The sequence below is a fragment of the Isoptericola sp. Y581 genome (genome assembly GCF_059445475.1).
In genome coordinates this window covers 482,568-504,740 of sequence record NZ_JCAIUK010000001.1, presented here as the reverse complement: position 1 = coordinate 504,740, position 22,173 = coordinate 482,568, and the positions used below count along the sequence as shown (strand labels likewise).

Below are 22,173 nucleotides of genomic sequence, written 5' to 3'. Positions count from 1 at the left end.
GGTGCCGGGTGGCGCCGGGAGGGTCAGTCGCGACGCGGCGTGTCGTCGTCGACGCCCACGCTCGTCTGCAGGGCCTCGCGGTAGTCGGCCGCGATCTGCTCCGGGTGCTTGCGCAGCTGCGAGTTGCGGTAGCTGTACCCGAAGTAGATGGCGAACCCGAGGGCCAGCCACACCAGGAACCGCAGCCACGTCTCGACATCGAGCTGGAGCATCAGCCACAGGCACAGCAGGCCCGAGACGATCGGGAGCGCCGGCGCCCACGGCACGCGGAACCCCTCGCCCTCGGGCAGGCCGGCCTGCTTGCGACGACGGCGCAGGAGCGGGATGCCGAAGCTCACGAGCACGAACGCCGACAGGGTTCCGATGTTCACCATGTTGCCGAGCACGTCCACCGAGAAGAAGCAGGTCACGATGACGAGGAGCACGGCGGTGCCCACCTGGATCGTGACGGGGGTACCGCGCTCGGACGTCTTCGACATGCCGCGGGGCAGCAGGCCGTCGCGGCTCATCGCGAAGACGATGCGGGTCAGGCCGAGCATGAGCACCATGACCACGGTCGTGAGGCCCACGAGGATGCCGACCGTGATGACCTGCGTTGCCCACGTCGGGGCGTTCTCCTGCAGCTGGAACGCCGTGATGATCGTGGCGGACGCGCCGCCGTCCGGCGTGGCGTCGCGCAGCTGCTGCGGGGTGGCCATGCCGGACAGCGCGATCGACACCGCGATGTAGAGCACGGTGCAGATGGCGAGGCCACCCAGGATGCCGCGCGGCACGTTCTTGCGCGGCTCACGGGTCTCCTCCGCCGCCGTGGCGACGACGTCGAACCCGATGAACGCGAAGAACACCGTGCCGGCGCCCGCGAGGATGCCCATCACGCCGCCCACGGACAGCTCCGCGCCGGCGAGCCAGGAGAAGAGGGTCTGCGTCATCGTGGTGCCGTGGGTCGTGGACTCGCCGAACGACTCCGGGCTCGGCACGAACGGGCTCAGGTTGGACGCGCTGAAGAACGCGAAGCCCACCACGATGATGAGCAGCACGATCGCGACCTTGATGGCCGTGAGGACGCCGGTGACGCGCGTCGAGAGCTTGGTGCCGACGGCGAGCAGGATCGCGAGCGCCACGATCAGCAGGGCCGTGCCCCAGTCGAACGTGACGCTGCCCAGCTGCACGGTGTTGTGGATGCCGGAGGCCACACCGTTCGAGTCCACGCCGCCCAGGCCGAACACGTTGAGGAAGTTGTCGAGGTACAGGCCCCACGCCTTGGCCACGACGGACGCGGCGAAGAACATCTCGAGGATGAGGTCCCAGCCGATGATCCAGGCGAGCAGCTCGCCCATCGACGCGTACGAGAACGTGTACGCAGAACCCGCCACCGGCATGTGCGACGCGAACTCCGCGTAGCAGAGCGCGGCGAGCGCGCACACGGTGCCCGCGATGATGAACGAGATCACCACGGAAGGGCCGGTCTGGGTGGCCGACACCTGCGCGGCCTTGGAGAAGATCCCGGCTCCGATGACCACGGAGATGCCGAGGACGACGAGGTCCCAGGCTCCGAGGGTGCGTTTGAGCTGCCGCTCCGGCTCGTCGGAGACGGCGACCGTGGCCTCGATCGACCGTCGGCGCATGAGCTGCATCGTGGGGGCTCCTTCGGGGTAGTTCGGTGCCGCCAGGTCTCGACGGCCGGCAGACCCTTTCCGACGCTACGACGTCGTGAAGGGTCCGTTCAGCCCGCGCGATCCCGGCGTGGTCACGTCCCGGCGCGACCATCCGTCGATGCTTCCACGCCGAGATCGAGAGGCAACCGGACAGGAGAACACCAGACCGCGAGATAGAGAACCCCCGAGCGCGAGATAGAGAAGAGGGGGGGGGGAAAGGACAAAAGGGGGGGGTGATCGAGGGTTTTTTTTTCTTTNGCGCGAGATAGAGAAGCTCGGTCGAGACCGCAACGAGGTGCGGTCTCGACCGAGCTTCTCTATCTCGCGCTCGGGGGTTCTCTATCTCGCGTAGGTGGGTTCTCTATCTCGCGCTCGGGGGTTCTCTATCTCGCCGGGGTGGGCTCTCTATCTCGCGGTCAGGCGTGCACGTGGCCGTACCGGTGGCGGGTGCGGCTGACGGCCTGCTCGCGCACGACGGCGAGCAGCTCGCGCCGACCGCTCGCGACCACCGGTGCGTCCAGCACCGTGACGGTGCCGAGACGCTTCGAGGCGGCCGCGTGCAGGCCCGGCGCACGACCGAGCACGCGGACGCGCCCGGTGACGCGGCCCGCCGCGACGGCTGCCGCGAAGTCCTCGTGCGACATCGGCGCCTCGTGCGGCACGCCCCATCCGCTGTCCGTGTCGGGGACGACGACGGCCGGCACGCCCGCGCGCCGGGCGGCGGCGAGCACCCGCTGCACCTCGATCGGCAGGGCGCCGTCGCCGACTCGGACGGTCAGCCGGTCGATCGGGCGGTAGCGGAAGGTGTTCTCCTCCACCCGCAGGCCGGACCTGTCGTGCCCGACGCCGATCTCGGCCTCCCAGGCCGCGTCGTCCGACGCCTTCGCCCGGGCGAGCCAGCCCTCGGGGTCAGTCGTGCGCGACGGCACCGTGGCGTCGTCGGCCCACCGACCGAGCTCGGCGACGTAGTTCGGGCCGCCCGCCTTGGCGCCCGGCCCGACGGCCGACGCCTTCCAGCCGCCGAACGACTGCCGCTGCACGATGGCGCCGGTGATGTGCCGGTTGACGTACACGTTGCCGGCCTCGACCCGGTCCAGCCAGGTGGCGATCTCGTCGTCGTCGAGGGAGTGGATGCCGGCGGTGAGGCCGAAGTCCACCTGGTTCTGCAGGCGGATCGCCTCGTCCAGGTCCTTGGCCGTCATGATGCCGAGCACCGGGCCGAACACCTCGGTGAGGTGGAAGAACGACCCCGGCGCGACGCCGTCACGCAGCCCTGGCGACCACAGGCGGTCGGGCTCGATGCCGGCGGCCGCGGCGACCTCGTCGAGGCGCCGCGGGCGCACCAGCCACGACTCCCCCGGCTCGACCGACGTGAGGGCGCGCAGCAGCTTGCCCTGCGCGGGCTCGGTGAGCGGGCCCATGACCGTGGACAGGTCGGCGGCGGGGCCGACGGCGAGCGAGTGCACCGCGTCCACGAGCTGGCGGCGGAACCGCCGGCCGGTCTCGGTGGACGGGTCGCCCACGGAGCCGACCAGGATCACCAGCGACGCGGCCGAGCACTTCTGCCCGGCGTGCCCGAAGGCGCTCTTGACGAGGTCCGAGACGGCGAGGTCGAGGTCCGCCGACGGCGTCACGACCAGCGCGTTCTTGCCGGACGTCTCCGCGAGCACCGGGTGCTCGGGACGCCACGACGCGAACAGCTCGGCCGTCTCGATGGAGCCGGTGAGGATCACGCGGGCCACGTCGGCGTGCGTCACGAGGTGCTGACCCAGGTCGCCGTCCGGCACCCGCAGGAACTGCACGACGTCGCGTGCGGCCTGCGGGTCCAGCCCGATCTCGGGGGCGACCTCCTCGAGCCCGGCGCGCACCGCGTCCACGGCGATCTCATAGCAGCGGGGCGTGGGCGGCGCCGGCTTGGCCAGCACCGCGGAGCCGGCCGCGAGCGCCGCGACCACGCCGCCGGTGGGGATGGCGACAGGGAAGTTCCACGGCGGGGTCACGAGGGTGACGCCGTCCGGTGTGAAGGTCGCGCCGTCCACCTGCTCCAGCGCCTCGGCCGAGGCGGCGTAGTAGTTCGCGAAGTCGATCGCCTCGCTGACCTCGGGGTCGGCCTCGGCGACGGTCTTGCCCGGCTCGTGCACCATGGCGGCCACGAGGTCGGTGCGGCGGTTCTCGAGGTGGCGGGCCGCGGCGCGCAGCGCCTTGGCCCGGTCGGCGGGGGCGGCGGCGGCCCAGGCCTGCCGGGCGGCGACGGCGCGCGCGACGGCGTCGTCGATCTCGGCGGTCGTGGTGACCTCGGGCGCCTGGACGGGCACGAAGCCCGACTCCGGGCCGACGACGTCGCGGGCCCACGCGCGGTGGGCGGCGACGGCCGGGTCCGTGTCGACGGCGTTGTGGAAGGCCGTCCCGCCGGTCGAGCCCGCCGAGTGGGAGAACCGGTCGCGGCGGCGTGGCGCGACGTCCGCCGGCTGGTAGTGCACGCCGTGGCTGACGGACGCGCGGAACGCCAGCTCCTGACGCTCCATCGGCGTCGCCCGGACGCCGGGCTCGGCGCCCGAGCTGTCGGCGGGCGCGAATGCCGCGTGCAGGAAGTTCTGCTCGGTCGCGTTCTCCTCGAGCCGGCGCACCAGGTAGGAGATCGCGACGTCGAAGTCCTCGTCGCGCACCACCGGGGTGTACAGCACGACGCGGCCCTGCTGGTCGGGATCGCCCTTGGCCACCTCGTCGCGCACGAGGCGCGCCTCGATGGGTGCCATGCCCTGCAGCATCTCGATGTCGAGGCCCTCTGAGACTCCGCGCCGCCGCCCCAGGAGAATCGCGAGCGCCACGTGGAAGAGGTTGTGCGACGCGACGCCGAGCCGGACGGCGGAGGTGCGGTCGGCACGCAGGTGGTGGTCGAGGATGCGGACGTAGTTGGCGTCCACGTCGGGCTTGGTCGGGTACGGCGCCTGCGCCCAGTCGTGCAGCTCGGCCTCGACGTGCTCCATCGCGAGGTTCGCGCCCTTGACGAGACGCACCTTGATGCGGGCGCCGCCAGCGGCGACGCGCTGCTGCGCGAACTCGGTCAGCCCGTCGAGCGCACCCATCGCGTCGGGCAGGTATGCCTGGAGCACGATGCCGGCCTCGAGGTCGCGGAACTCGTCGCGGTCCAGCACCTGCGTGAAGACGGCCGCGGTGAGGGCCAGGTCCTTGTACTCCTCCATGTCGAGGTTGAGGAAGACGTCGTGGTCACGGGCCGCCCGGTAGAGCGGCAGCAGGTGCTCGACGACGCGCTCGCGGGAACCGTCCAGGTCCCACGTGACGAGCTGCGCCGCCACCGAGGAGACCTTGACGGACACGTAGTCGACGTCGGGCCGGCGCACCAGGTCGATGGTGCGCTGTAGGCGCGCGGCGGCCTCGTCGTCACCGAGCACGGCCTCGCCCAGCAGGTTGACGTTGAGGGTGTACCCCTCGGCGCGGGTGCGGGCGAGGTGCTGCCCGAGGCCCTTGCCGGCGTCGGCCACGAGGTGCCCCACGAGCTGGCGCAGCCGCACCCGTGCGGCGGGCACGACGACGGACGGCAGCGCCGGAGCGACGATCGCGCCGACCTTGAACAGCGCCCGGTCGATCGGCCCGAGGAACGTGGCGGAGCCGGCGTCCCGGCCGAGGCGGGCCAGGGCGGTGGCGGCCACGGCGAGGTCGTGCGGGCGCGCCACGTCGTCGACAAACCCGACGGCGAGCTCGAGGCCCGCTGGGTCGGAGACGAGCGCGCCGAGGCGCTCGGCCGTCGCGCGGGTCTTGCGGTCGGCCCGAGTGGTGGACGCGCCCGCGGCCTGCGGAGACGTCCCCGAGGCGACGGCGATCCAGTGGTGGGCGAGCGCGACGGCGTCCTCGATCAGGGCCTCGGCGCCCGGGGTGAGGGCCGCGTCGGCGTCGACGGCGGCGGTGCTGTCGGCGCTGCGCACGGCGGAGGACGTGGCGCCGCCGTGCGCCGGAACGGAGGTACTCATGCCCCCAGGGTGCGCCCTCGAGCCGGTGCCCGTCTTGTACGATCGGGCCCGCGATGGGCGCAGATTCCGACAACACCAGCAGCACGCCGGACGAGGTCCGCGCGGGCGGCGACGCCGACGTCCCGACCGACGTGCTGACCGACGTGCTGACCGACGTGCTGACCGACGTGCCAGGCACCGCTGCGGTGCTGGCCGCGCTCTCCCCCGTCATGGTGGCGCTGATGGACGAGCTGTCCGACGTCATGTTCTGCGCCAAGGACGCCGACGGCCGTTATCTCGCCGTCAACCAGGTCTTCGTGCGCCGCACCAACGAGCGCTCGCGCCGCCAGGTGCTGGGCCGGCGCGCCGCCGACCTCTTCGTGCCCGAGCTCGCCGGGCGCTACGAGGCGCAGGACGCGGAGGTGCTGCGCACCGGCCGGCCGCTGCGCCACGAGCTGGAGCTCATCCGCCGCGTCGGGGGCACGCCGGGGTGGTTCCTCACCGCGAAGCTGCCGGTGCGCGACGGCGGCCGCGTGGTCGGGCTGGTCTCCGTGTCGCAGGACCTGCGTTCCGGCGACGCCGACGACGGCACCATGGAGGCGACGGCCCGCCTGGTCGCCGGCGTCGAGGCCCACCTGGACGCCTCGCCCGGGGTGTCGCTCTCGGTGGCCGACCTGGCCGCGATGGCGGGCAGCACCCCCGCGGTGCTGGACCGCCGGGTGCGGAAGGTCTTCGGGCTCTCGCCCCGCCAGCTCGTGCTGCGCACCCGGGTGGACCGCGCCGCGCACCTGCTCACGTCGACGGCGACCCCGCTCGCAGAGGTCGCCGCCGCCGCCGGCTTCTACGACCAGCCGTCGTTCACGCGCACGTTCGCGCGGCTCACGGGCGAGACGCCGTCGTCGTTCCGCCGTCGCGCCCGCAGCGCTGGTTGAGCCTGCTGGTCGATCAGCCCCCGAACGCCGGCGCGACCGCCTCGACGAGCTGCTGCACGCCCAGTACGACGAACATGCCGGCGATCACGACGAGGGCGATGTTGGTCAGCGGCCGGTTGCGCCACTTCGCGGGCACCCGCGAGGAATTCATGAGGAACAGCAGCGTGATCGCGAGGAACGGCATGAACAGCGAGCCGAGCGCGCCGTAGGCCACCACGAGGGCGATCGGCTGGTCGAGCAGGAGCAGCAGCATCGGGGGGAACGTGAGCCACAGGATGTAGGCCCGGTAGTAGGTGCCGCCCGACTTGCGGCGGGAGTCGTCCTCGGACAGCCCCCGGGCCGTGGCGACGAAGTCGGCGAACATCAGCGACACGCCGTTCCACACGCCGAGCACCGACGAGAACGACGCCGCCCAGAAGCCCACGAGGAACAGCGGTGCCATGAACTCCCCGTACCGGTCGGCGAGCACGTCGGCCAGGTCCACCAGGCCCCCCTCGCCGTCCGCGATGGTGACGCCCGAGGAGTACAGCAGCTCGGCGCCCACGATGAGCATCGAGACGACGAAGACGCCGGAGATGACGTAGGCCACGGCATTGTCGATCCGCATGACCTTCATCCAGTGCGGGGTGTGCCAGCCCTTCTCCTTGAGCCAGTACCCGTAGGCGGCCAGGGTGATGGTGCCGCCGACGCCGCCCGCGAGGCTGAGGGTGTACAGGATCGAGCCCTCCGGGATGCGCGGCACGAGCCCGCCGACGATCTCGCCGAGGTTCGGCACCGTGAGGACGGCCGACCCGACGATCGTCACGAACATGACGCCCACGAGCACAGCGATGACGTACTCGAACGTCTTGTACTTGCCGAACCACACGACGGCCGCGCCGATGAGCCCCGACACGATCGCGAACCAGATGAGGTCGACCTGCGGGAACAGCGCCGCGAGCGGCAGCGCGGAGCTCGACATCGCCGCCGCGCCGTAGCTGAAGCCCCACACCACGATGTAGACGCCGAAGTAGACGCTCGCCCAGGCGCCCAGCGACTTCCAGCCGTCGAAGATCGTGCGGCCCGTGGCCAGCGACCACCGGCCGGCGCCCTCCACCAGCACGATCTTGATGAGGACGCCGACGATGGCGGCCCACAGCAAGGTGTACCCGAAGCGGCTGCCCGCCACGAGCGTCGCGACCAGGTCGCCGGCACCGATGCCGGTGGCGGCGACGACGAGACCCGGCCCGACGAGGCGCCAGCGCGGGCGTTCCTCCCGGAGTTCGTGGTCGAGGGCGGGGCTTGCGACATCCTTGTCTGCCATGCCGCCGGAGAGTAGCAAACGCCCCGGACCGGACACCGGCGCCGTGCCGCGCGGAGGGCAGGTCGCGTGCACGATTCCCACAACGACCGGGGTCCTCCACGCCGTACGCCGCCTCGCGTCTGTCCGACCTGCACAATCGTGGGCCCCGGACTCGTGATGCACCGGGCTGTGACCCGGGTCCGGCGGGCACCTAGCGTCGTCGTCATGACCGCAGCCGCACTCTCCCTCGCCCCGGCCCGCCCGCGCCGCGTCCTCGCGGACCTGCTGCCCGGCGCCCTCGCCCGCGACGTCGTCCTCGTCGTCGCCGTGGCCGCCCTCACCGCGCTCGCTGCCCAGGTCGTGATCCCGGTCCCCGGGCTGCCGGTGCCGCTCACGGGCCAGACCTTCGCCGTCCTGCTCGGTGCCGCGGCCCTCGGACCCTGGCGCGGGGCGCTCGCGCAGGCCGTGTACCTCGGCGCCGGCGTCGCGGGCCTGCCCGTGTTCGCGGGCGCGACGGCGGGCTGGCAGTCGGTGGCCGGCGCCTCCGGCGGCTACCTCGTCGGGTTCCTCGTGGCCGGGATGGTCGTCGGCGCGCTCGCGCGGCGCGGCGCGGACCGCCGGGTGCTCACCACGGCCGGGACGTACGCGATCGGCACCCTGACCGTCTACGCCGTCGGCGTGCCGTGGCTCGCCGTGAGCACCGGGATGCCGATCGGCGCCGCCCTGCTCGGCGGCGCGGTCGTGTTCCTGCCGGGCGACATCCTGAAGGCGGCGCTCGCCGCGGCCCTGCTGCCGACCGCCTGGCGGCTCGCGCGCTGACCCCGCCGGTTGAGCTTGTCGAGACCCGGGACGTGGTCTCGACAAGCTCGACCGGCGAGTCCGCCGGTTGAGCTTGTCGAAACCCGGGACGTGGTCTCGACAAGCTCGACCGACGAGTCCGCCGGTTGAGCTGGTCGAAACCCGGGACGTGGTCTCGACAAGCTCGACCGACGAGTCCGTCATGGCCAGGTCAACGCACGGACACGGCTCCGCAACCCCCCGAGCCTCGCCTGCAGGGGCACCCGCGCGAGGGGCTACCGTGGACGCCGAGGCCCACCATCCCGGGCCGCGCCGCCCCTGCCGGCCCCCACCCCGGGGTCACCGGCACCGTGTCCTGGAGGACCCGTGACGACGACGTCGATGACCTCGGCACCCCTGGCCGATACCCCGGCCCCCGCCCCTCACCACAGCTCTCCCCTCGCCACCGCGCACAGCCAGCTCGCGAGCGCGGTGGCTGTGCTCGGCTACGACGAGGGCCAGCACCAGATGCTTGCCACCCCGCGGCGCGAGATCCACGTCGCCGTGCCGCTCGGCCGGGACGACGGCCAGACCGCGCTGTTCCACGGCTTCCGCGTGCAGCACAACATCTCCCGCGGCCCCGGCAAGGGCGGTCTGCGGTACGCCCCCGGCGTCGATGTCGACGAGGTGCGCGCGCTCGCCATGTGGATGACGTGGAAGTGCGCCATCGTCGACCTGCCGTACGGGGGCGCCAAGGGCGGCATCGCCATCGACCCGCGCGAGTACTCGACGGCCGAGCTGGAGCGCGTCACCCGCCGGTACACGTCCGAGATCATGCCGATGATCGGCCCGGACACCGACATCATGGCGCCCGACATGGGCACCGACGCCCAGACCATGGCCTGGGTCATGGACACCTACTCCGTCAACCGCGGGTACACGATCCCCGGCGTCGTGACGGGCAAGCCGCTGGCCGTCGGCGGCTCGCGCGGGCGCGGCACGGCGACCAGCGCGGGCATCGTGCACGTGACCGCCGCGGCGCTCGGCGACGCCGGCGTGCCGCTGTCGGACGTGACCGTCGCCGTGCAGGGCTTCGGCAAGGTCGGCTCGCACGCTGCCGCGATCTTCGCGGGCCGGGGCGCCACGGTCGTGGCGGTGAGCGACCAGTACGGCGGGCTCCGCAACGACGCGGGCCTCGAGGTCGACCGGCTCCTCGAGCACGTCGCCGCCACCGGGTCGGTGGTCGGGTTCGACGGCGGCGACGCGGTGTCCAACGACGAGCTGCTCGCCCTCGACGTCGACGTCCTCGTGCCCGCGGCCGTGGAGGGTGTGCTCGACGAGGTCACGGCCTCCCGGGTCCGGGCACGCTGGGTGGTCGAGGGCGCCAACGGCCCCACCACCACCGAGGGCGACCGGCTCCTGGCGAAGAACGGCGTCACCGTGGTGCCGGACGTGCTCGCCAACGCCGGCGGTGTGGTCGTCTCCTACTTCGAGTGGGTGCAGGCCAACCAGGCGTACTGGTGGTCAGAGCAGGAGATCGCCGACAAGCTCGAGTACCGCATGACGTCCTCGTTCGGCGACGTGTCCACGCTGGCCAAGCGGGAGGGGCTGTCACTGCGCGACGCCGCGCTCGTCATCGGCGTGCAGCGCACCGCCGAGGCCCACCGCATCCGAGGGCTGTACCCCTGAGCCACGACCGGAGCACCTCGCTCGCGCGGCCCGCTGCCGACGACGACCTCGTCGCACGGCTGCGGGCCGCGGGCTGCGTGTTCGCCGAGGACGAGGCAGCCCTGCTCGTCGAGGCCGCCCGTCTGTCATCCCAAGACCGCTGGCACGACGACGTCAACGGGCCCGTGCTCGAAGACCTGGTCGCGCGTCGCGTGGCGGGCGAGCCGCTGGAGCACCTGCTGGGCTGGGTCGAGTTCGCCGGCCGCCGCTGGTCGGTGGGGCCCGGCGTGTTCGTGCCGCGCCGGCGCACCGAGCTGATGGTCGCGGCCGCCCTCGGCCTGCCCGCGCCCCAGACGATCCTCGACCTGTGCTGCGGGTGCGGCGCCGTGGGCGGGGCCGTGCTGCTCGGCCTCCGGGACGCCACAGCGGCTCCCGTGCTGCACGCGAGCGACGTGGAGCCGGCCGCCGTGGTCTACGCGCGCCGCAACCTCGAGCCGCTCGGTGCCGCCGTGCACGAAGGCGACCTGCTCAGCGCCGTCCCCAGCATGCTGCGGGGCCGCGTCGACCTGCTACTCTGCAACGCGCCGTACGTCCCCACCCACGCGATTGCGACGATGCCGCCCGAGGCCCGCGACCACGAGCCCGCCGTCGCCCTCGACGGCGGCGCCGACGGCCTCGACATCCTGCGGCGGGTGGTGGTCGCCGCTCCGGGCTGGCTGGCCCCCGGCGGGTCGCTGCTCTTCGAGGTGGGCACCGGTCAGGTCGCCGCGGCGACCGCGCTGGTCGAGGGCGTCGGGCTCGCCGCCCGCGTCGTCACGGACGACGACCCCGACGCCGACGACGCGACCGGCGGCACGGTCGTCGTCGCCACCGCCACCTCGCTGGTTGAGTCCGCCACCGCTGGTTGAGTCCGGCACCGCTGGTTGAGTCCGGCACCGCTCGTTGAGTCCACCACCGCTGGTTGAGTCCGCCACCGCTGGTTGAGCTTGTCGAAACCCGGGTTTCGACAAGCTCAACCGGCGGGAAGTCAGGCGCGGGGCTGCTTGTCCGCCCAGTCGGCCAGCGTGACGCGCGGGCCGGTGAAGAACGGCACCTCCTCGCGCACGTGCCGGCGCGCCTCGGTGGCGCGCAGGTCGCGCATGAGGTCGACGATGCGGTGCAGCTCGTCGGCCTCGAACGCGAGCAGCCACTCGTAGTCGCTCAGCGCGAAGGTGCTCATCGTGTTGGCGCGCACGTCCTTGTAGCCGGCGGCCGCCATGCCGTGGTCGCGCAGCATCGTGCCACGCTCGGCGTCGGGCAGCAGGTACCAGTCGTAGGAGCGCACGAACGGGTAGACGCTGAGGTAGTCGCGCGGCCGCTCGCCGGCGAGGAAGGCCGGCACGTGGCCCTTGTTGAACTCGGCGGCGCGGTGCAGCGCCACCACCGACCACTCCGGCGCCAGCGCCGAGCCGAGCCGCGACGCGCGCAGGCGCTGGTAGGCGCCCTGCACGGCCTCGACGGACGGGCCGTGCACCCACACCATGAGGTCGGCGTCGGCCCGCAGCCCCGCGACGTCGTACACGCCGCGCACGACGACCTCGCCGTCGGCCCGCACGGGGTCGCGGGCGGCGTCGGGCTGGCCGTCCCACAGCGCGGCCTCGGCCTCGACGGCGACCGCGGCGCGCTCGGCGTCACCGGCCGGCAGCGGCTCGGCGAGGGAGAAGACCGCGATCATCGCGTACCGGATGGACTCGTTGATCGCGGCGGCCTGGACGGCCTCGCCCGTGTCGCCGTGGGTGTGTTCGCTCATCGGTGCATGTCCTCGCTGCAGAGGGCCGGGATGCCGCTGGGCTCGGCGTGACGCCGCAGGCAGCAGTCGTCCGGCGTGACGGACGGGAACGCGGGCAGGGTGCCCGCGGTGGCCTGGTCCACGTCCTCGCCGCGGGCCAGGGCCGCGCGCTCGAGGATGAGGTCCACCAGGCCGGAGACGAACACGGGGCGGGTGCCGACCGTGCCGGCGCGCACCGCAGTCATGCCCAGCTCCGTGGCCGTGGCCATCGCCTCGGTGTCGAGGTCGTACGCCACCTCCATGTGGTCGGAGACGAAGCCGATCGGGGAGATCACGACGTTCCGCAGGCCCTCGCCGGCGCGCTCGGTGAGCAGATCGTTGACGTCGGGCTCCAACCAGGGCTGCGACGGCGGGCCGGAGCGCGAGCAGTACGCGAGCTCCCACTCGACGGCGTGCCCCCGGGCCTCGGCGACGGTGGCCGCGATCACGGCGGCGACGTCCAGGTGCTGCGCGGAGTAGGTGGCGTGCCCGACGCCGGACGCTGCCTCCATCGTGTCGGGGATGGAGTGGGTCACGAAGACGACCTTCGCGTCGGCGGCCGGCCCGCCCCCGTCGGCAAGCTTGGCTTCGAGCTCGTCGTATGCCTCGAGCACGGCCTCGACGTTGCCCTGCACGAAGCCGGGGTGGTTGAAGTAGGCGCGGACCTTGTCGAACTGCACGCCGGTGGAGCCGTCGGGGCCGAGCTGGCCGCGCTTCTCCAGCGTGACCGCGAGGTCCTCGCGGTACTGGCGGCAGCCGGAGTAGGAGGAGTAGGCGGAGGTGACGAGGGCGACGGCGCGGCGGGCGCCCAGGTGCTCCAGCTCGTCGATCGCGTCGGTGGTGTACGGCTCCCAGTTGCGGTTGCCCCACACCACGGGCAGCTCGATCCCGCGGGCGGCGAGCTCGGCCTCGAGCGCCGCCTTCAGCGCGAGGTTCTGCTCGTTGATCGGGCTCTTGCCGCCGAAGCCGTAGTAGTGCTCGCCGACCTCCTTGAGTCGCGAGTCGGGGATCCCCTTGCCGGCGGTCACGTTGCGAAGGAACGGGACCACGTCCTCCGGCTTGTTCGGACCACCGAAGGAGTAGAGGAGCAGGGCGTCGTACGGGCCGGAATCGGCCGACCGGGGGGTCATCGGCATGATCGTCATCATGGCACCCGGCCGCAGGCCTGCAGGCCGCGGAGGCCGCTCTTCCGACGTGACATTGACAGCACGCCCTGTCACATCGACGAGGAACGGTCCGGGATGCGCGCCTGCGCCGCGCGGAGCCGCCCGAGCAGGCTGGTCAGCGTCTCCAGCTCGGCGGGCTCCAGCCCCGTGCCCACGTACTCCGCGATCGTGCGCACGTGCGCACGCCCGGTCTCCCGCTGGCGCCGCGCGCCCTCGTCGGTGAGCCGCACCAGCGTGCCGCGGGCGTCGGCGGCCGGCACGGACCGCTCCACCAGCCCCCGCGCCTCGAGCCGCTCGACCATGCGCGAGAGCGAGGACTGGGCCAGCAGGATGTCCTCGTTCAGGTCACGCAGGCGCAGCTCGCCGCCGGGCGCTCGCGACAGCGTGAAGAGCACGTCGTACTCGCGCATCGTGAGGTCGTGCCAGATGTCGTCCGCCTGAAACCGGCGCATGATCGTCACCTGCGTGCGGAACAGCGACTCCCAGGCGTCGGCGGCCAGGCGGGCGCTCGCCGTGGTCCGGTGCTCGGCCGTCTGCTCGGACGTCTGCTCGATCGGTTGCTGGCTCGGTTGCTGGGTCGATTGCTGGGTCGGTTGCTGGGCCGGTTGCGCGGTCTCGGGTTCCGACGACTGCGTCGGCACGGGCGGCGGGGTCACCGTGGCAGTGTGCCGCAGGCCACCGACGTCCGCTCGATGGTTGAGCCTGTCGAAACCACCGGATGGTCTCGACAGGCTCAACCACGGGCCGGTCACCGGCCGAGTCGTCGCTCCCGGCGGGAGAAGTCGCGCAACGCGCGCAGGAAGTCCACGCGGCGGAAGTCGGGCCAGTAGGCCTCGCAGAAGTACAGCTCGGAGTGCGCGCTCTGCCACATCAGGAAGCCGCCCACCCGGAGCTCGCCCGAGGTGCGGATGACGAGCTCCGGGTCCGGCTGCCCCTTGGTGTAGAGGTGCGCGGCGATGTCCTCGACGTCGATCCGCTCGGCCAGCTCCTCGAGCGTCGCCCCGGTCGCGGACTCCTGCTTGAGGTAGGAGCGCACCGCGTCAGCGATCTCGTGCCGGCCCCCGTACCCGATCGCGACGTTCACCTGCAGCCCCTGGACGTCGCTCGTGCCGTCCGCGGCGGCGCGGACGGCGTCCGCCAGCTCGGAGGGCAGGAGGTCGAGGCGGCCCATGACCCGCAGCCGCCAGCGGCGGGACTCCGCGAGGTCCTGCACGGCGTCGCGGATGATGTCGAGCAGGTCGGTGAGCTCGCCCTCCGGTCGCGCGAGGTTGTCGGTGGAGAGCATCCACAGCGTCACCACCTCGACGCCGAGCTCCTCGGCCCAGCCCAGGAACTGCGTGATCTTGTCGGCCCCCCGGCGGTGCCCCGTCGCGGCGGTCTCGCCGAACGACCGGGCCCAGCGCCGGTTCCCGTCGAGGATGACGCCCACGTGCCGGGGCTTCTGCGCCGTCGGCAGCGATGCGGCGAGGCGTCGCTCGTACAGGCCGTAGAGCAGGTGGGGCATGCGCACGCGTGTGACCTCGGTGGATAGGGCCGCGCCGCACCGCGTACGACCGCACGCAGGTGTCCGGCGGGGGGTCGGACGGGGAGCGGGACAACGGTACCGCTCTCGCGCACCGGCCCGTTCCGCACCGATCCTGCCGCACGCGGCGCCCCTCGTCCGACACCGGACGCCGACCGGCCGCACCGGCTCGCGACGGACAGCAGCCCGCCCCAGGATCTTCACAGCCCTGGTCGACCTGCCCCGCTCGCGTCGCCTACGCTTTGACTAACCTACGGATGCGTAGGTTACGTCCCGAGTGAGGAGACCACCGTGGCAGCTGCCGCCCAGCAGAAGGGCCGCGCGACCGATCGTCTCGACCTGCCCGTCGTCAAGGAGGTCGTCGAGGGCGCGAAGGACGCCGCCGGTGAGGCCCGCGGCGCCGTGACCGACGCCGTCCAGACCGTCTCGGAGGCCGCCGCAGCGCAGGCGGCCCGGCTCAAGCCCCACCTTCGCGGCTGGATCCACGCCGTCACCACCCCGCTGGCGCTGGCCGCGGCGATCGTGCTGGTCGTGCTGGCCGACACCCCAGCGGACAAGATCGCGTGCGCCGTCTTCGGGGTCACCGCCGTCCTGCTGTTCGGCACCAGCGCGGTCTACCACCGCGGCACCTGGTCCCCCCGCGTCGCGGCCGTGCTGCGACGCCTGGACCACGCCAACATCTTCCTCATCATCGCGGGCACCTACACGCCGCTGGCCGTGATGCTGCTGCCGCAGCAGAAGGCCGCCGTCCTGCTGGCCATCGTCTGGAGCGGCGCGGTACTGGGCCTGGTGGCCCGCGTGCTGTGGATGGGTGCGCCTCGCTGGCTCTACGTGCCGGTGTACGTGGCGCTCGGCTCGGTGGCCATGGGGTACATCGGGCAGTTCGGCGCCGCCGGCGGGCCCGCAGTCGGCTGGCTGGTCGCCTCGGGCGGCGTCGCGTACGTCCTCGGAGCGGTGGTGTACGGCACCAAGTTCCCCGACCCGTCGCCGCGGTGGTTCGGGTTCCACGAGATCTTCCATGCGCTGACGGTCATCGGCTTCACGTGCCACACGGTCGCGATCTACCTCGCGGCGCTGTAGCCGCTCACGACCTCGGCACGACGAGGTAGCGCCGGTTCGCCAGCGACGGGTTCTGCCGGCGCACCTGCGCCAGCGGATCCGGGTCGAGGTCGACCGTGCGCACCTGCGGCGTCTCGTCGAGCTCCAGCCCCACCACGCCGTCGGGCCCCGCCAGCAGGGAGCGACCCACCAGTCCCGGCCCGGCCATCCCGACGCCGATCACCACCGCGGTGTTCTCGATCGCCCGGGCGCGCAGCAGCGTGTGCCAGTGGTCGGCCTTGAGCGGCCCGTCCACCCACGCCGCCGGCACCACGATCACGTCCGCGCCCGCGTCGACGAGGCGGCGCGCGGACTCCGGGAAGCGCAGGTCGTAGCACGTGATGACGCCGAAAGTGAGGTCACCGAACCGGAGGACCAGCGGCGGCACGTCCGCCGGGCCGGGCTCGAGCCGGTCGGACTCGCGCGAGCCGAACGCGTCGTACAGGTGCACCTTGCGGTAGGCGCCGACAAGCGCGCCCGTGGCGTCCACGGCGACGACGGTGTTGGACCCCCGGGTGGCGACCCGGTCGGCGGCGGGCTCGGCCGACGACGCGCTCGGCGTCGTCCCGGTGATCGCGGGGACGGACCCGGTGACCGCGGGGAACGCCCCCGTCACGGCCGGGAACGCTCCGCTCACCGCGGGGAACGCCCCGCTGACCGCCGGGATCTGCCCGGTGCGCGACCCCGCGGCTCTCCCACCGACCGCCGGCAGCGTCGTGCCCGCCACGACGGTGATGCGGTAGCGGGCGGCGTGCTGGCGCAGGGCGGTGACGAACGGGCCGTCGAGCGGCTCCGCGTGTTCGACGCCAACGCCGCGGCGGTCGTATCCCGACGCGTACTCGGGCAGCAGCAGCAGGTCGGCGCCGACCCGGCCTGCCGCGAGGAACGCCTCGGCGACCGCCTCCCGGTTCGCGTCGTGATCGGCGGTGATCGCGAGCTGCCCGACCGTGACGCGCACCGACGCGCTCATCGACGCTCCTGGCCGTCCTCGTCCGGCCCGTCGCCCTGCCCGCCCTGCCCGTCGCCCTGCCCGTCGGCCGGATCGGCGCCGGTCGGGTCGCCCTCGCCCGGCTGGCTGAATCCGATCCGCCTGGGCTCCTCCACGGGGATGCCCTGCTCCTCCGCGTTGTGCCGGGCCTTGCGCAGGTGCCGCGTCAACGACAGGAACAGCAGCACGCACGCCACGGCGACGGCGAACGTGGCCACGAACCCCGCCAGGCCCGGCGTCACCTCGAGCTCGGTCAGCTGCGAGGTCGGGCTGGGGCTAGGGCTCGGGTCGGTGGCGAGGACGACGGCCGCAGACCAGACGGCGCTCATCGGCCCTCTCCCCGCAGACCGGCGAACAGGTCGTCCTCGGGGAGCGTGGTCGGGACCCGGGAGTCCGCGAGCTCGAACTCCTCGGTGGGCCACACGTCCGCCTCGATGTCGCGGGGCACCGCGAAGAAGAAGCCGTCGGGGTCGATCTGCGACGCGTGCGCCACCAGCGCGGCGTCGCGCTGCCCGAAGTAGCCGGCGACGTCGATGCTGGTGGTCACCTCACGCTCGGGGATCTCGCGGGCGGCGCGGGACTCGATCCAGTCGCCGAACGGCGACTCCAGGCCGGCGCCCTGCATCGCCTCGTGCACGGCACGCATCCGGTCCATCGAGAACCCGTGGTTGTAGTACAGCTTGCGCGGCGCCCAGGCCTCCGCCCCGCCCTCGACGACGTACCGCGAGGCGTCCCCGGCCGCGTGGTACGCCTCGTACGCGACCTCGTGGCACTTGATGTGGTCGGGGTGCGGGTACCCGCCGGACGGGTCGTAGGTGGTCACGACGTGCGGCCGGAACTCACGCATCAGCTCGACCAGCGGCGCGGAGGCCTCCTCGAGCGGCATGAGGGCGAACGAGCCCTCCGGCAGCGGCGGCAGCGGGTCGCCCTCCGGCAGCCCCGAGTCGACGAAGCCGAGCCACGTCTGCCGGACGCCGAGCGCCTCCGCGGCGGCAGCCATCTCCAGGCGCCGCACCGCGCGCCGACCCTCGACCGTCTCGAACTCGTAACCCTCCGGCGGGCGGAAGCTCGGGTTGAGCACGTCGCCGCGCTCCCCGCCGGTGCAGGTGACGACGAGCACATCCACGCCCTCGGCGGCGTAGCGGGCCATGGTCGCGGCGCCCTTGCTCGACTCGTCGTCCGGGTGCGCGTGCACCGTCATCAGACGCAGGGGCTCGCGCTCGCCCGAGGGCGGTGCAGAGGAGGCGGAGGACAAGGTCCCTCCCGGGTGACGTGTCGGCGGCTAGGTTCAGGGACAATGGTGCACCATGAGCGAGCCCGGCAACCCCACTCCCCCCGCCGACCGGTACGGCACGCGCCCAGGGCGCCGCAGCATCGGGACGGGCGGCAAGGTGGCGATCGGCGCCGCCCTCGCCGCGGCGGTGGCCGTGGCTGCGTGGTTCTCGATCGAGCAGACGCGCCGCGACCCGGTGGACGTCGACGTGGTGGCCTTCCACGTGCAGGACGCCGAGCGGGTCGAGGTCACGTTCCAGGTGCACATGCCCCCCGGCACCACGGCCGTCTGCGAGGTCGAGGCGCTCGCCCCGAGCTACGCCCAGGTGGGCACCCTGGACGTGCCGGTCGGGCCGACCGAGGACCAGACGACCGCCTACACCGTCACGGTCCGCACGTCGGAGGAGGCGACCACCGCGGTCGTCGAGACCTGCGACATCACCGACCAGGGTTGAGGCCCTCGGCCCACGCCCGGCCCCATCGCCGCTCAGAAGCTTGTTCGCCCAGGGCGGAGACCTGGGTTCTGCGCCCGGTCCGGGCTATCCTGAATGATTCACACGCCAGTCCTGCCCAGCCGACGCGCGTGCCGACGCACGTCGGACGCATGAGCGTTGCCGGAACAGGCCACGAGCACCACGAAAGGAGAGCCCTCGTGACCGAGAGCACCGTCACCTGGCTCACCCAGGAGGCTCACGACCGGCTGCAGGCCGAGCTGGAGCACCTCTCCGGCCCCGCCCGCACCGAGATCGCCGAGCGCATCGCCGCCGCCCGCGACGAGGGCGACCTCAAGGAGAACGGCGGGTACCACGCCGCGCGCGAAGAACAGGCGAAGAACGAGGCCCGCATCCGAGAGCTCGCCGAGAAGCTGCGCCACGTCCAGATCGGCACGCCCGCCGACGACGGCGTCGTGGAGGCCGGCATGGTCGTCACGGCCCTGGTCGCCGGGGACGAGATGACGTTCCTGCTCGGCTCGCGCGAGATCGCAGGCACCACCGACCTCGACGTGTACTCGCCGACGTCGCCGCTCGGTGCCGCGATCGACGGGCACCGCATCGGCGAGAAGGTGGCCTACACGGCGCCCAGCGGCCGCGAGATCCCGGTCGAGATCAAGAAGGCCACGCCCTTCGTCGGCTGACCTCCCGGGCAACGTCCCGGACCCAGACGCATGCCGTGGGCGTGCCCGTTGCAGACGGGCGCGCCCACGGTCGTTCCCGGCCCAGGCACCCGCGGAAGCGATGGAAAGTCTCAGCATTCGAGACAGATGACCTGCTGCAGAACCGTCGATGATTCGTCGATGATCGTCGCGACATATCGCTGATCTGCCAACGATCGTCGGGGGGCGCCAAGGGTCGCGTCGGTCGAGGAACGGTCATGGCCGAGGTGAACTTCCCCCTCGATGCGTCTATGGTCGATGGCGGTATGGACACGACGGACCCCGCAACGACCAACCACCCGACCACCGACAGCTCGACCGACGGCCCACCGCCGTCCCGCATGGCGGCAAGCACCGAGGCGAGCCTCGAGGGCCTGACGATCCGGCCGCCCACGACAGTCGACGGCGGCGCCATGTGGCGCCTCGCCCGCGACTCGGGCTCCCTGGACCTCAACTCCTCCTACGCCTACCTGCTGCTCGCGGACCACTTCGCCGCGACCTGCCGGCTCGCCGTCCTCGACGACGGAGCCGGCGGCACCGCAGGTCCCGCGCCAGTGGGCTTCCTCTCCGCGTACCGCCTCCCGGCCGACCCGCGCACGCTCTTCGTGTGGCAGGTCGCCGTGGACCCGCGGGTGCGTGGCCGGGGGGTCGCCCGCCGGCTGCTGGACGCCGTCGTCGACGCCACCGCGCACGACACACCCGCCGTCTCCCGCGTGGAGACCACGGTGACGACGGACAACCTCGCGTCCCGCCGCCTGTTCGGCCGCTGGGCCGCCGACCGCGGCGCCACGCTGCGCGAGACCACCGGGTTCGAGGCCTCGCACTTCCCGGACGGGCACGAGGCCGAGCCGCTGCTCGTGATCGAGGGATTCAGTCCCTCCCGCTGATCGCAGCGGTCCTCGACCAGATCTCAGGCTGCGCCGGTTCGGCGCGCAGGTGACGACGCAGCCCACCCTCACCAAACACCGCACCGGCGCGCACCACCCCAAGGAGTGTCCTTCGTGACAACCCCGACCGTCCCCTCCACCGAGGCGTACGCCGCCGACGATCCCCTGGGCTTCGTCGCCCTCGAGTCGGAGGTCCGCAGCTACTCGCGCTCCTGGCCCGTCGTGTTCGACCGGGCCGTGGGTTCGACCGTGTACGCCGAGGACGGCACCGAGTACCTCGACTTCTTCGCCGGCGCGGGCACCCTCAACTACGGGCACAACAACCCGCGGCTGAAGCAGGTGCTGCTGGACTACCTCGCCGACGACCGCATGGTGCACACGCTCGACCTGTTCACCACGGCTCGGCGGGAGTTCCTCGAGACCTTCTCCTCGACGATCCTGCGACCGCGGGGCCTCGATCACAAGGTCGTGTTCCCCGGGCCGGGCGGCGCGAACGCCGTGGAGGCGGCGCTCAAGCTGGCACGCAAGGTGACGGGCCGCGAGTCCGTCATCAACTTCACCAACGCCTTCCACGGCATGACGCTGGGCGCCCTGTCCGTGACGGGCAACTCGATGAAGCGCGGCGGCGCGGGCATCCCCCTCGTGCACGCCACGCCGATGCCGTACGACGACTACTTCGACGGCGAAGTCGACGACTTCCAGTACTTCAAGCGGATGCTCGAGGACGGCGGCAGCGGCCTCAACGAGCCCGCCGCGGTCATCGTCGAGACCGTGCAGGGCGAGGGCGGCATCAACGCGGCCCGCGCCGAGTGGCTGCGCGGTCTGGCCGACCTGTGCACCGACCACGGCATCCTGCTCATCCTCGACGACATCCAGATGGGCTGCGGCCGCACCGGCAAGTTCTTCTCGTTCGAGGAGGCCGGGATCGTCCCCGACATCATCTGCCTGTCGAAGTCGATCTCGGGCTACGGTCTGCCGCTGGCACTGACCCTCGTGCGCCCGGCGCTCGACATCTGGGAGCCCGGCGAGCACAACGGCACGTTCCGCGGCTTCGCCCCGGCGTTCGCCACCGCGAGCGAGGCCATCCGCACCTACTGGTCGGACGACGAGCTCGAGCGCACCACGATCGACAAGGGCGCGCTCGTCGAGGCGCACTTCAACTCGCTCGTCGCCCGCTACGGCGACGACGTCCTGGTGGCCAAGGGCCGCGGCCTGGCGCGCGGCCTGCAGACACCCGACGGCAAGACCGCGGGGGCCATCTGCGAGGAGGCCTTCTCGCGCGGCCTGCTCATGGAGACCTCCGGCCCCGAGGGCGAGGTCGTCAAGCTGCTGCCCCCGCTGACCATCACGTACGACGAGCTGCAGCGCGGGCTCAAGATCATCAGCGAGTCCGTCGCGGCCGTCCTGGCCTGACGAACCTGGCCTGACCGACCCGTAGAACCACCCCACCGCACCCGAACCACCGGAGGTACCCCTATGCTCGTCCGCACCCTCGACGACGTCACCGACACCGACTCGGACATCAAGAGCGAGAACTGGCGCTCCAAGCGCATCATTCTCGCCAAGGAGGGCGTCGGCTTCTCGGTGCACGAGACCACGCTCTACGCCGGGACCGAGAGCTTCTTCTGGTACGCCAACCACATCGAGGCCGTCTTCATCACCTCGGGCGAGGGCGAGATCGAGGACCTGGCGACCGGCGAGGTGCACCAGCTCAAGCCGGGCTCTCTGTACCTGCTCAACGACCACGACAAGCACAAGGTGCGCCCGCGCACCGAGATCAAGTGCGTGTGCGTGTTCAACCCGCCGGTCACCGGCCGCGAGGTGCACGACGCGGACGGCGTCTACCCGCTCGTCACCGAGCCCGAGGCCGCCACGGTCTGACCTGGTCGGCTCGCTCGCCCCCGCGAGCGTTGTGGGCGTGGGTTTGGGGGGGATCCCGGTCGGGATTTCCCCCTAAAGCCAGCCCCCCGAACTTTCCTGGCGTCCAAGGGTCGGAGG

At 72.5% G+C, this 22,173-nt stretch carries 20 protein-coding genes; 10 read left to right on the top strand and 10 right to left on the bottom strand.

The window, feature by feature from the left end; genetic code table 11:
* Nucleotides 1–23: 23 nt before the first annotated feature.
* Nucleotides 24–1,634, bottom strand: coding sequence for an APC family permease (locus tag AC1C2W_RS02345; protein WP_495412265.1), 1,611 nt, complete (start codon nucleotides 1,632–1,634; stop codon nucleotides 24–26).
* Nucleotides 1,635–2,071: 437 nt separating this feature from the next.
* A complete protein-coding gene (locus AC1C2W_RS02340) occupies nucleotides 2,072–5,644 on the bottom strand; it encodes a proline dehydrogenase family protein (RefSeq protein WP_495412264.1) in 3,573 nt (1,190 codons plus the stop codon).
* Nucleotides 5,645–5,697: 53 nt separating this feature from the next.
* Here AC1C2W_RS02340 and AC1C2W_RS02335 point away from each other — a divergent pair, with 53 nt between their 5' ends.
* On the top strand, nucleotides 5,698–6,555 hold the full coding sequence (locus AC1C2W_RS02335) for a helix-turn-helix domain-containing protein (RefSeq protein WP_495412263.1): 858 nt from the start codon (nucleotides 5,698–5,700) through the stop codon (nucleotides 6,553–6,555).
* A gap of 13 nt (nucleotides 6,556–6,568) precedes the next feature.
* On the opposite strand, the gene AC1C2W_RS02330 is transcribed toward AC1C2W_RS02335, so the two are convergent.
* Nucleotides 6,569–7,858: an Nramp family divalent metal transporter gene (locus AC1C2W_RS02330; protein ID WP_495412262.1), complete on the bottom strand. Its 1,290-nt coding sequence runs from the start codon at nucleotides 7,856–7,858 to the stop codon at nucleotides 6,569–6,571.
* Between the two features lie 204 nt (nucleotides 7,859–8,062).
* On the opposite strand from AC1C2W_RS02330, the gene AC1C2W_RS02325 reads away from it, so the two are divergent.
* The 3 genes from AC1C2W_RS02325 to AC1C2W_RS02315 all read left to right on the top strand — a co-directional run bounded on the left by AC1C2W_RS02325 (nucleotide 8,063) and on the right by AC1C2W_RS02315 (nucleotide 11,190).
* Nucleotides 8,063–8,656 carry a biotin transporter BioY gene (locus AC1C2W_RS02325; protein WP_495412261.1) on the top strand — a complete coding sequence of 198 codons (594 nt, stop codon included), beginning with the start codon at nucleotides 8,063–8,065 and terminating at the stop codon, nucleotides 8,654–8,656.
* 360 nt (nucleotides 8,657–9,016) lie between these two features.
* Nucleotides 9,017–10,303, top strand: coding sequence for a Glu/Leu/Phe/Val family dehydrogenase (locus AC1C2W_RS02320; RefSeq protein ID WP_495387980.1), 1,287 nt, complete (start codon nucleotides 9,017–9,019; stop codon nucleotides 10,301–10,303).
* The gene (locus AC1C2W_RS02315) at nucleotides 10,300–11,190 is read left to right on the top strand and encodes a putative protein N(5)-glutamine methyltransferase (protein WP_495412343.1); all 891 of its coding nucleotides are present in this window, start codon (nucleotides 10,300–10,302) and stop codon (nucleotides 11,188–11,190) included. The genes AC1C2W_RS02320 and AC1C2W_RS02315 overlap by 4 nt, the downstream gene beginning before the upstream one ends.
* Nucleotides 11,191–11,309: 119 nt before the next feature.
* Here the strand turns inward: AC1C2W_RS02315 and hemQ are convergent, their stop codons facing one another.
* The 4 genes from hemQ to AC1C2W_RS02295 form a co-directional block, all read right to left on the bottom strand.
* Nucleotides 11,310–12,071 carry a hydrogen peroxide-dependent heme synthase gene (gene hemQ, locus AC1C2W_RS02310; RefSeq protein WP_495387981.1) on the bottom strand — a complete coding sequence of 254 codons (762 nt, stop codon included), beginning with the start codon at nucleotides 12,069–12,071 and terminating at the stop codon, nucleotides 11,310–11,312.
* Nucleotides 12,068–13,225, bottom strand: a complete 1,158-nt coding sequence (locus AC1C2W_RS02305; protein ID WP_495412260.1) for a ferrochelatase — start codon at nucleotides 13,223–13,225, stop codon at nucleotides 12,068–12,070. The genes hemQ and AC1C2W_RS02305 overlap by 4 nt, the downstream gene beginning before the upstream one ends.
* 80 nt (nucleotides 13,226–13,305) lie before the next feature.
* Nucleotides 13,306–13,911, bottom strand: a complete 606-nt coding sequence (locus tag AC1C2W_RS02300; protein ID WP_495412259.1) for a MarR family winged helix-turn-helix transcriptional regulator — start codon at nucleotides 13,909–13,911, stop codon at nucleotides 13,306–13,308.
* Between the two features lie 92 nt (nucleotides 13,912–14,003).
* Nucleotides 14,004–14,765: an isoprenyl transferase gene (locus AC1C2W_RS02295; protein WP_495387984.1), complete on the bottom strand. Its 762-nt coding sequence runs from the start codon at nucleotides 14,763–14,765 to the stop codon at nucleotides 14,004–14,006.
* A 303-nt stretch (nucleotides 14,766–15,068) separates the two neighbouring features.
* On the opposite strand from AC1C2W_RS02295, the gene trhA reads away from it, so the two are divergent.
* On the top strand, nucleotides 15,069–15,857 hold the full coding sequence (gene trhA, locus AC1C2W_RS02290) for a PAQR family membrane homeostasis protein TrhA (RefSeq protein ID WP_495412258.1): 789 nt from the start codon (nucleotides 15,069–15,071) through the stop codon (nucleotides 15,855–15,857).
* Between the two features lie 4 nt (nucleotides 15,858–15,861).
* On the opposite strand, the gene AC1C2W_RS02285 is transcribed toward trhA, so the two are convergent.
* The 3 genes from AC1C2W_RS02285 to mca are packed head-to-tail and all read right to left on the bottom strand — an operon-like array spanning nucleotide 15,862 to nucleotide 18,064.
* Nucleotides 15,862–16,845, bottom strand: coding sequence for a carbon-nitrogen hydrolase family protein (locus tag AC1C2W_RS02285; protein ID WP_495412257.1), 984 nt, complete (start codon nucleotides 16,843–16,845; stop codon nucleotides 15,862–15,864).
* Nucleotides 16,842–17,192: a hypothetical protein gene (locus AC1C2W_RS02280; RefSeq protein ID WP_495387987.1), complete on the bottom strand. Its 351-nt coding sequence runs from the start codon at nucleotides 17,190–17,192 to the stop codon at nucleotides 16,842–16,844. The genes AC1C2W_RS02285 and AC1C2W_RS02280 overlap by 4 nt, the downstream gene beginning before the upstream one ends.
* A complete protein-coding gene (gene mca / locus AC1C2W_RS02275; protein ID WP_495412256.1) occupies nucleotides 17,189–18,064 on the bottom strand; it encodes a mycothiol conjugate amidase Mca in 876 nt (291 codons plus the stop codon). The genes AC1C2W_RS02280 and mca overlap by 4 nt, the downstream gene beginning before the upstream one ends.
* A 106-nt stretch (nucleotides 18,065–18,170) precedes the next feature.
* Between mca and AC1C2W_RS02270 the strand changes: the two genes are divergently transcribed.
* From AC1C2W_RS02270 to AC1C2W_RS02250, 5 genes are all read left to right on the top strand, one after another.
* Nucleotides 18,171–18,590, top strand: coding sequence for a DUF4307 domain-containing protein (locus AC1C2W_RS02270; protein ID WP_495412255.1), 420 nt, complete (start codon nucleotides 18,171–18,173; stop codon nucleotides 18,588–18,590).
* 197 nt (nucleotides 18,591–18,787) lie between these two features.
* Nucleotides 18,788–19,270, top strand: a complete 483-nt coding sequence (greA, locus tag AC1C2W_RS02265) for a transcription elongation factor GreA (protein WP_495387990.1) — start codon at nucleotides 18,788–18,790, stop codon at nucleotides 19,268–19,270.
* A 284-nt stretch (nucleotides 19,271–19,554) separates the two neighbouring features.
* Entirely contained in the window at nucleotides 19,555–20,175 is a 621-nt protein-coding gene (ectA, locus tag AC1C2W_RS02260; protein ID WP_495412254.1) for a diaminobutyrate acetyltransferase, read from the top strand.
* A gap of 114 nt (nucleotides 20,176–20,289) precedes the next feature.
* Nucleotides 20,290–21,588, top strand: coding sequence for a diaminobutyrate--2-oxoglutarate transaminase (gene ectB / locus AC1C2W_RS02255; RefSeq protein ID WP_495387992.1), 1,299 nt, complete (start codon nucleotides 20,290–20,292; stop codon nucleotides 21,586–21,588).
* A 63-nt stretch (nucleotides 21,589–21,651) separates the two neighbouring features.
* Nucleotides 21,652–22,056, top strand: coding sequence for an ectoine synthase (locus AC1C2W_RS02250; protein ID WP_495387993.1), 405 nt, complete (start codon nucleotides 21,652–21,654; stop codon nucleotides 22,054–22,056).
* Nucleotides 22,057–22,173: the final 117 nt, after the last annotated feature.

Excerpts from the sequence above, each read along its gene's own strand:
- hemQ (WP_495387981.1), bottom strand. The coding sequence starts at position 12,071 with ATGAGCGAACACACCCACGGCGACACGGGCGAGGCCGTCCAGGCCGCC.
- AC1C2W_RS02285 (WP_495412257.1), bottom strand. The coding sequence starts at position 16,845 with ATGAGCGCGTCGGTGCGCGTCACGGTCGGGCAGCTCGCGATCACCGCC.
- AC1C2W_RS02305 (WP_495412260.1), bottom strand. The coding sequence starts at position 13,225 with ATGCCGATGACCCCCCGGTCGGCCGATTCCGGCCCGTACGACGCCCTG.
- AC1C2W_RS02270 (WP_495412255.1), top strand. The coding sequence starts at position 18,171 with ATGAGCGAGCCCGGCAACCCCACTCCCCCCGCCGACCGGTACGGCACG.
- AC1C2W_RS02320 (WP_495387980.1), top strand. The coding sequence starts at position 9,017 with ATGACCTCGGCACCCCTGGCCGATACCCCGGCCCCCGCCCCTCACCAC.
- AC1C2W_RS02280 (WP_495387987.1), bottom strand. The coding sequence starts at position 17,192 with ATGAGCGCCGTCTGGTCTGCGGCCGTCGTCCTCGCCACCGACCCGAGC.
- AC1C2W_RS02335 (WP_495412263.1), top strand. The coding sequence starts at position 5,698 with ATGGGCGCAGATTCCGACAACACCAGCAGCACGCCGGACGAGGTCCGC.
- AC1C2W_RS02345 (WP_495412265.1), bottom strand. The coding sequence starts at position 1,634 with ATGCAGCTCATGCGCCGACGGTCGATCGAGGCCACGGTCGCCGTCTCC.
- AC1C2W_RS02340 (WP_495412264.1), bottom strand. The coding sequence starts at position 5,644 with ATGAGTACCTCCGTTCCGGCGCACGGCGGCGCCACGTCCTCCGCCGTG.
- ectA (WP_495412254.1), top strand. The coding sequence starts at position 19,555 with ATGGACACGACGGACCCCGCAACGACCAACCACCCGACCACCGACAGC.
- AC1C2W_RS02330 (WP_495412262.1), bottom strand. The coding sequence starts at position 7,858 with ATGGCAGACAAGGATGTCGCAAGCCCCGCCCTCGACCACGAACTCCGG.
- AC1C2W_RS02250 (WP_495387993.1), top strand. The coding sequence starts at position 21,652 with ATGCTCGTCCGCACCCTCGACGACGTCACCGACACCGACTCGGACATC.
- mca (WP_495412256.1), bottom strand. The coding sequence starts at position 18,064 with ATGACGGTGCACGCGCACCCGGACGACGAGTCGAGCAAGGGCGCCGCG.
- AC1C2W_RS02325 (WP_495412261.1), top strand. The coding sequence starts at position 8,063 with ATGACCGCAGCCGCACTCTCCCTCGCCCCGGCCCGCCCGCGCCGCGTC.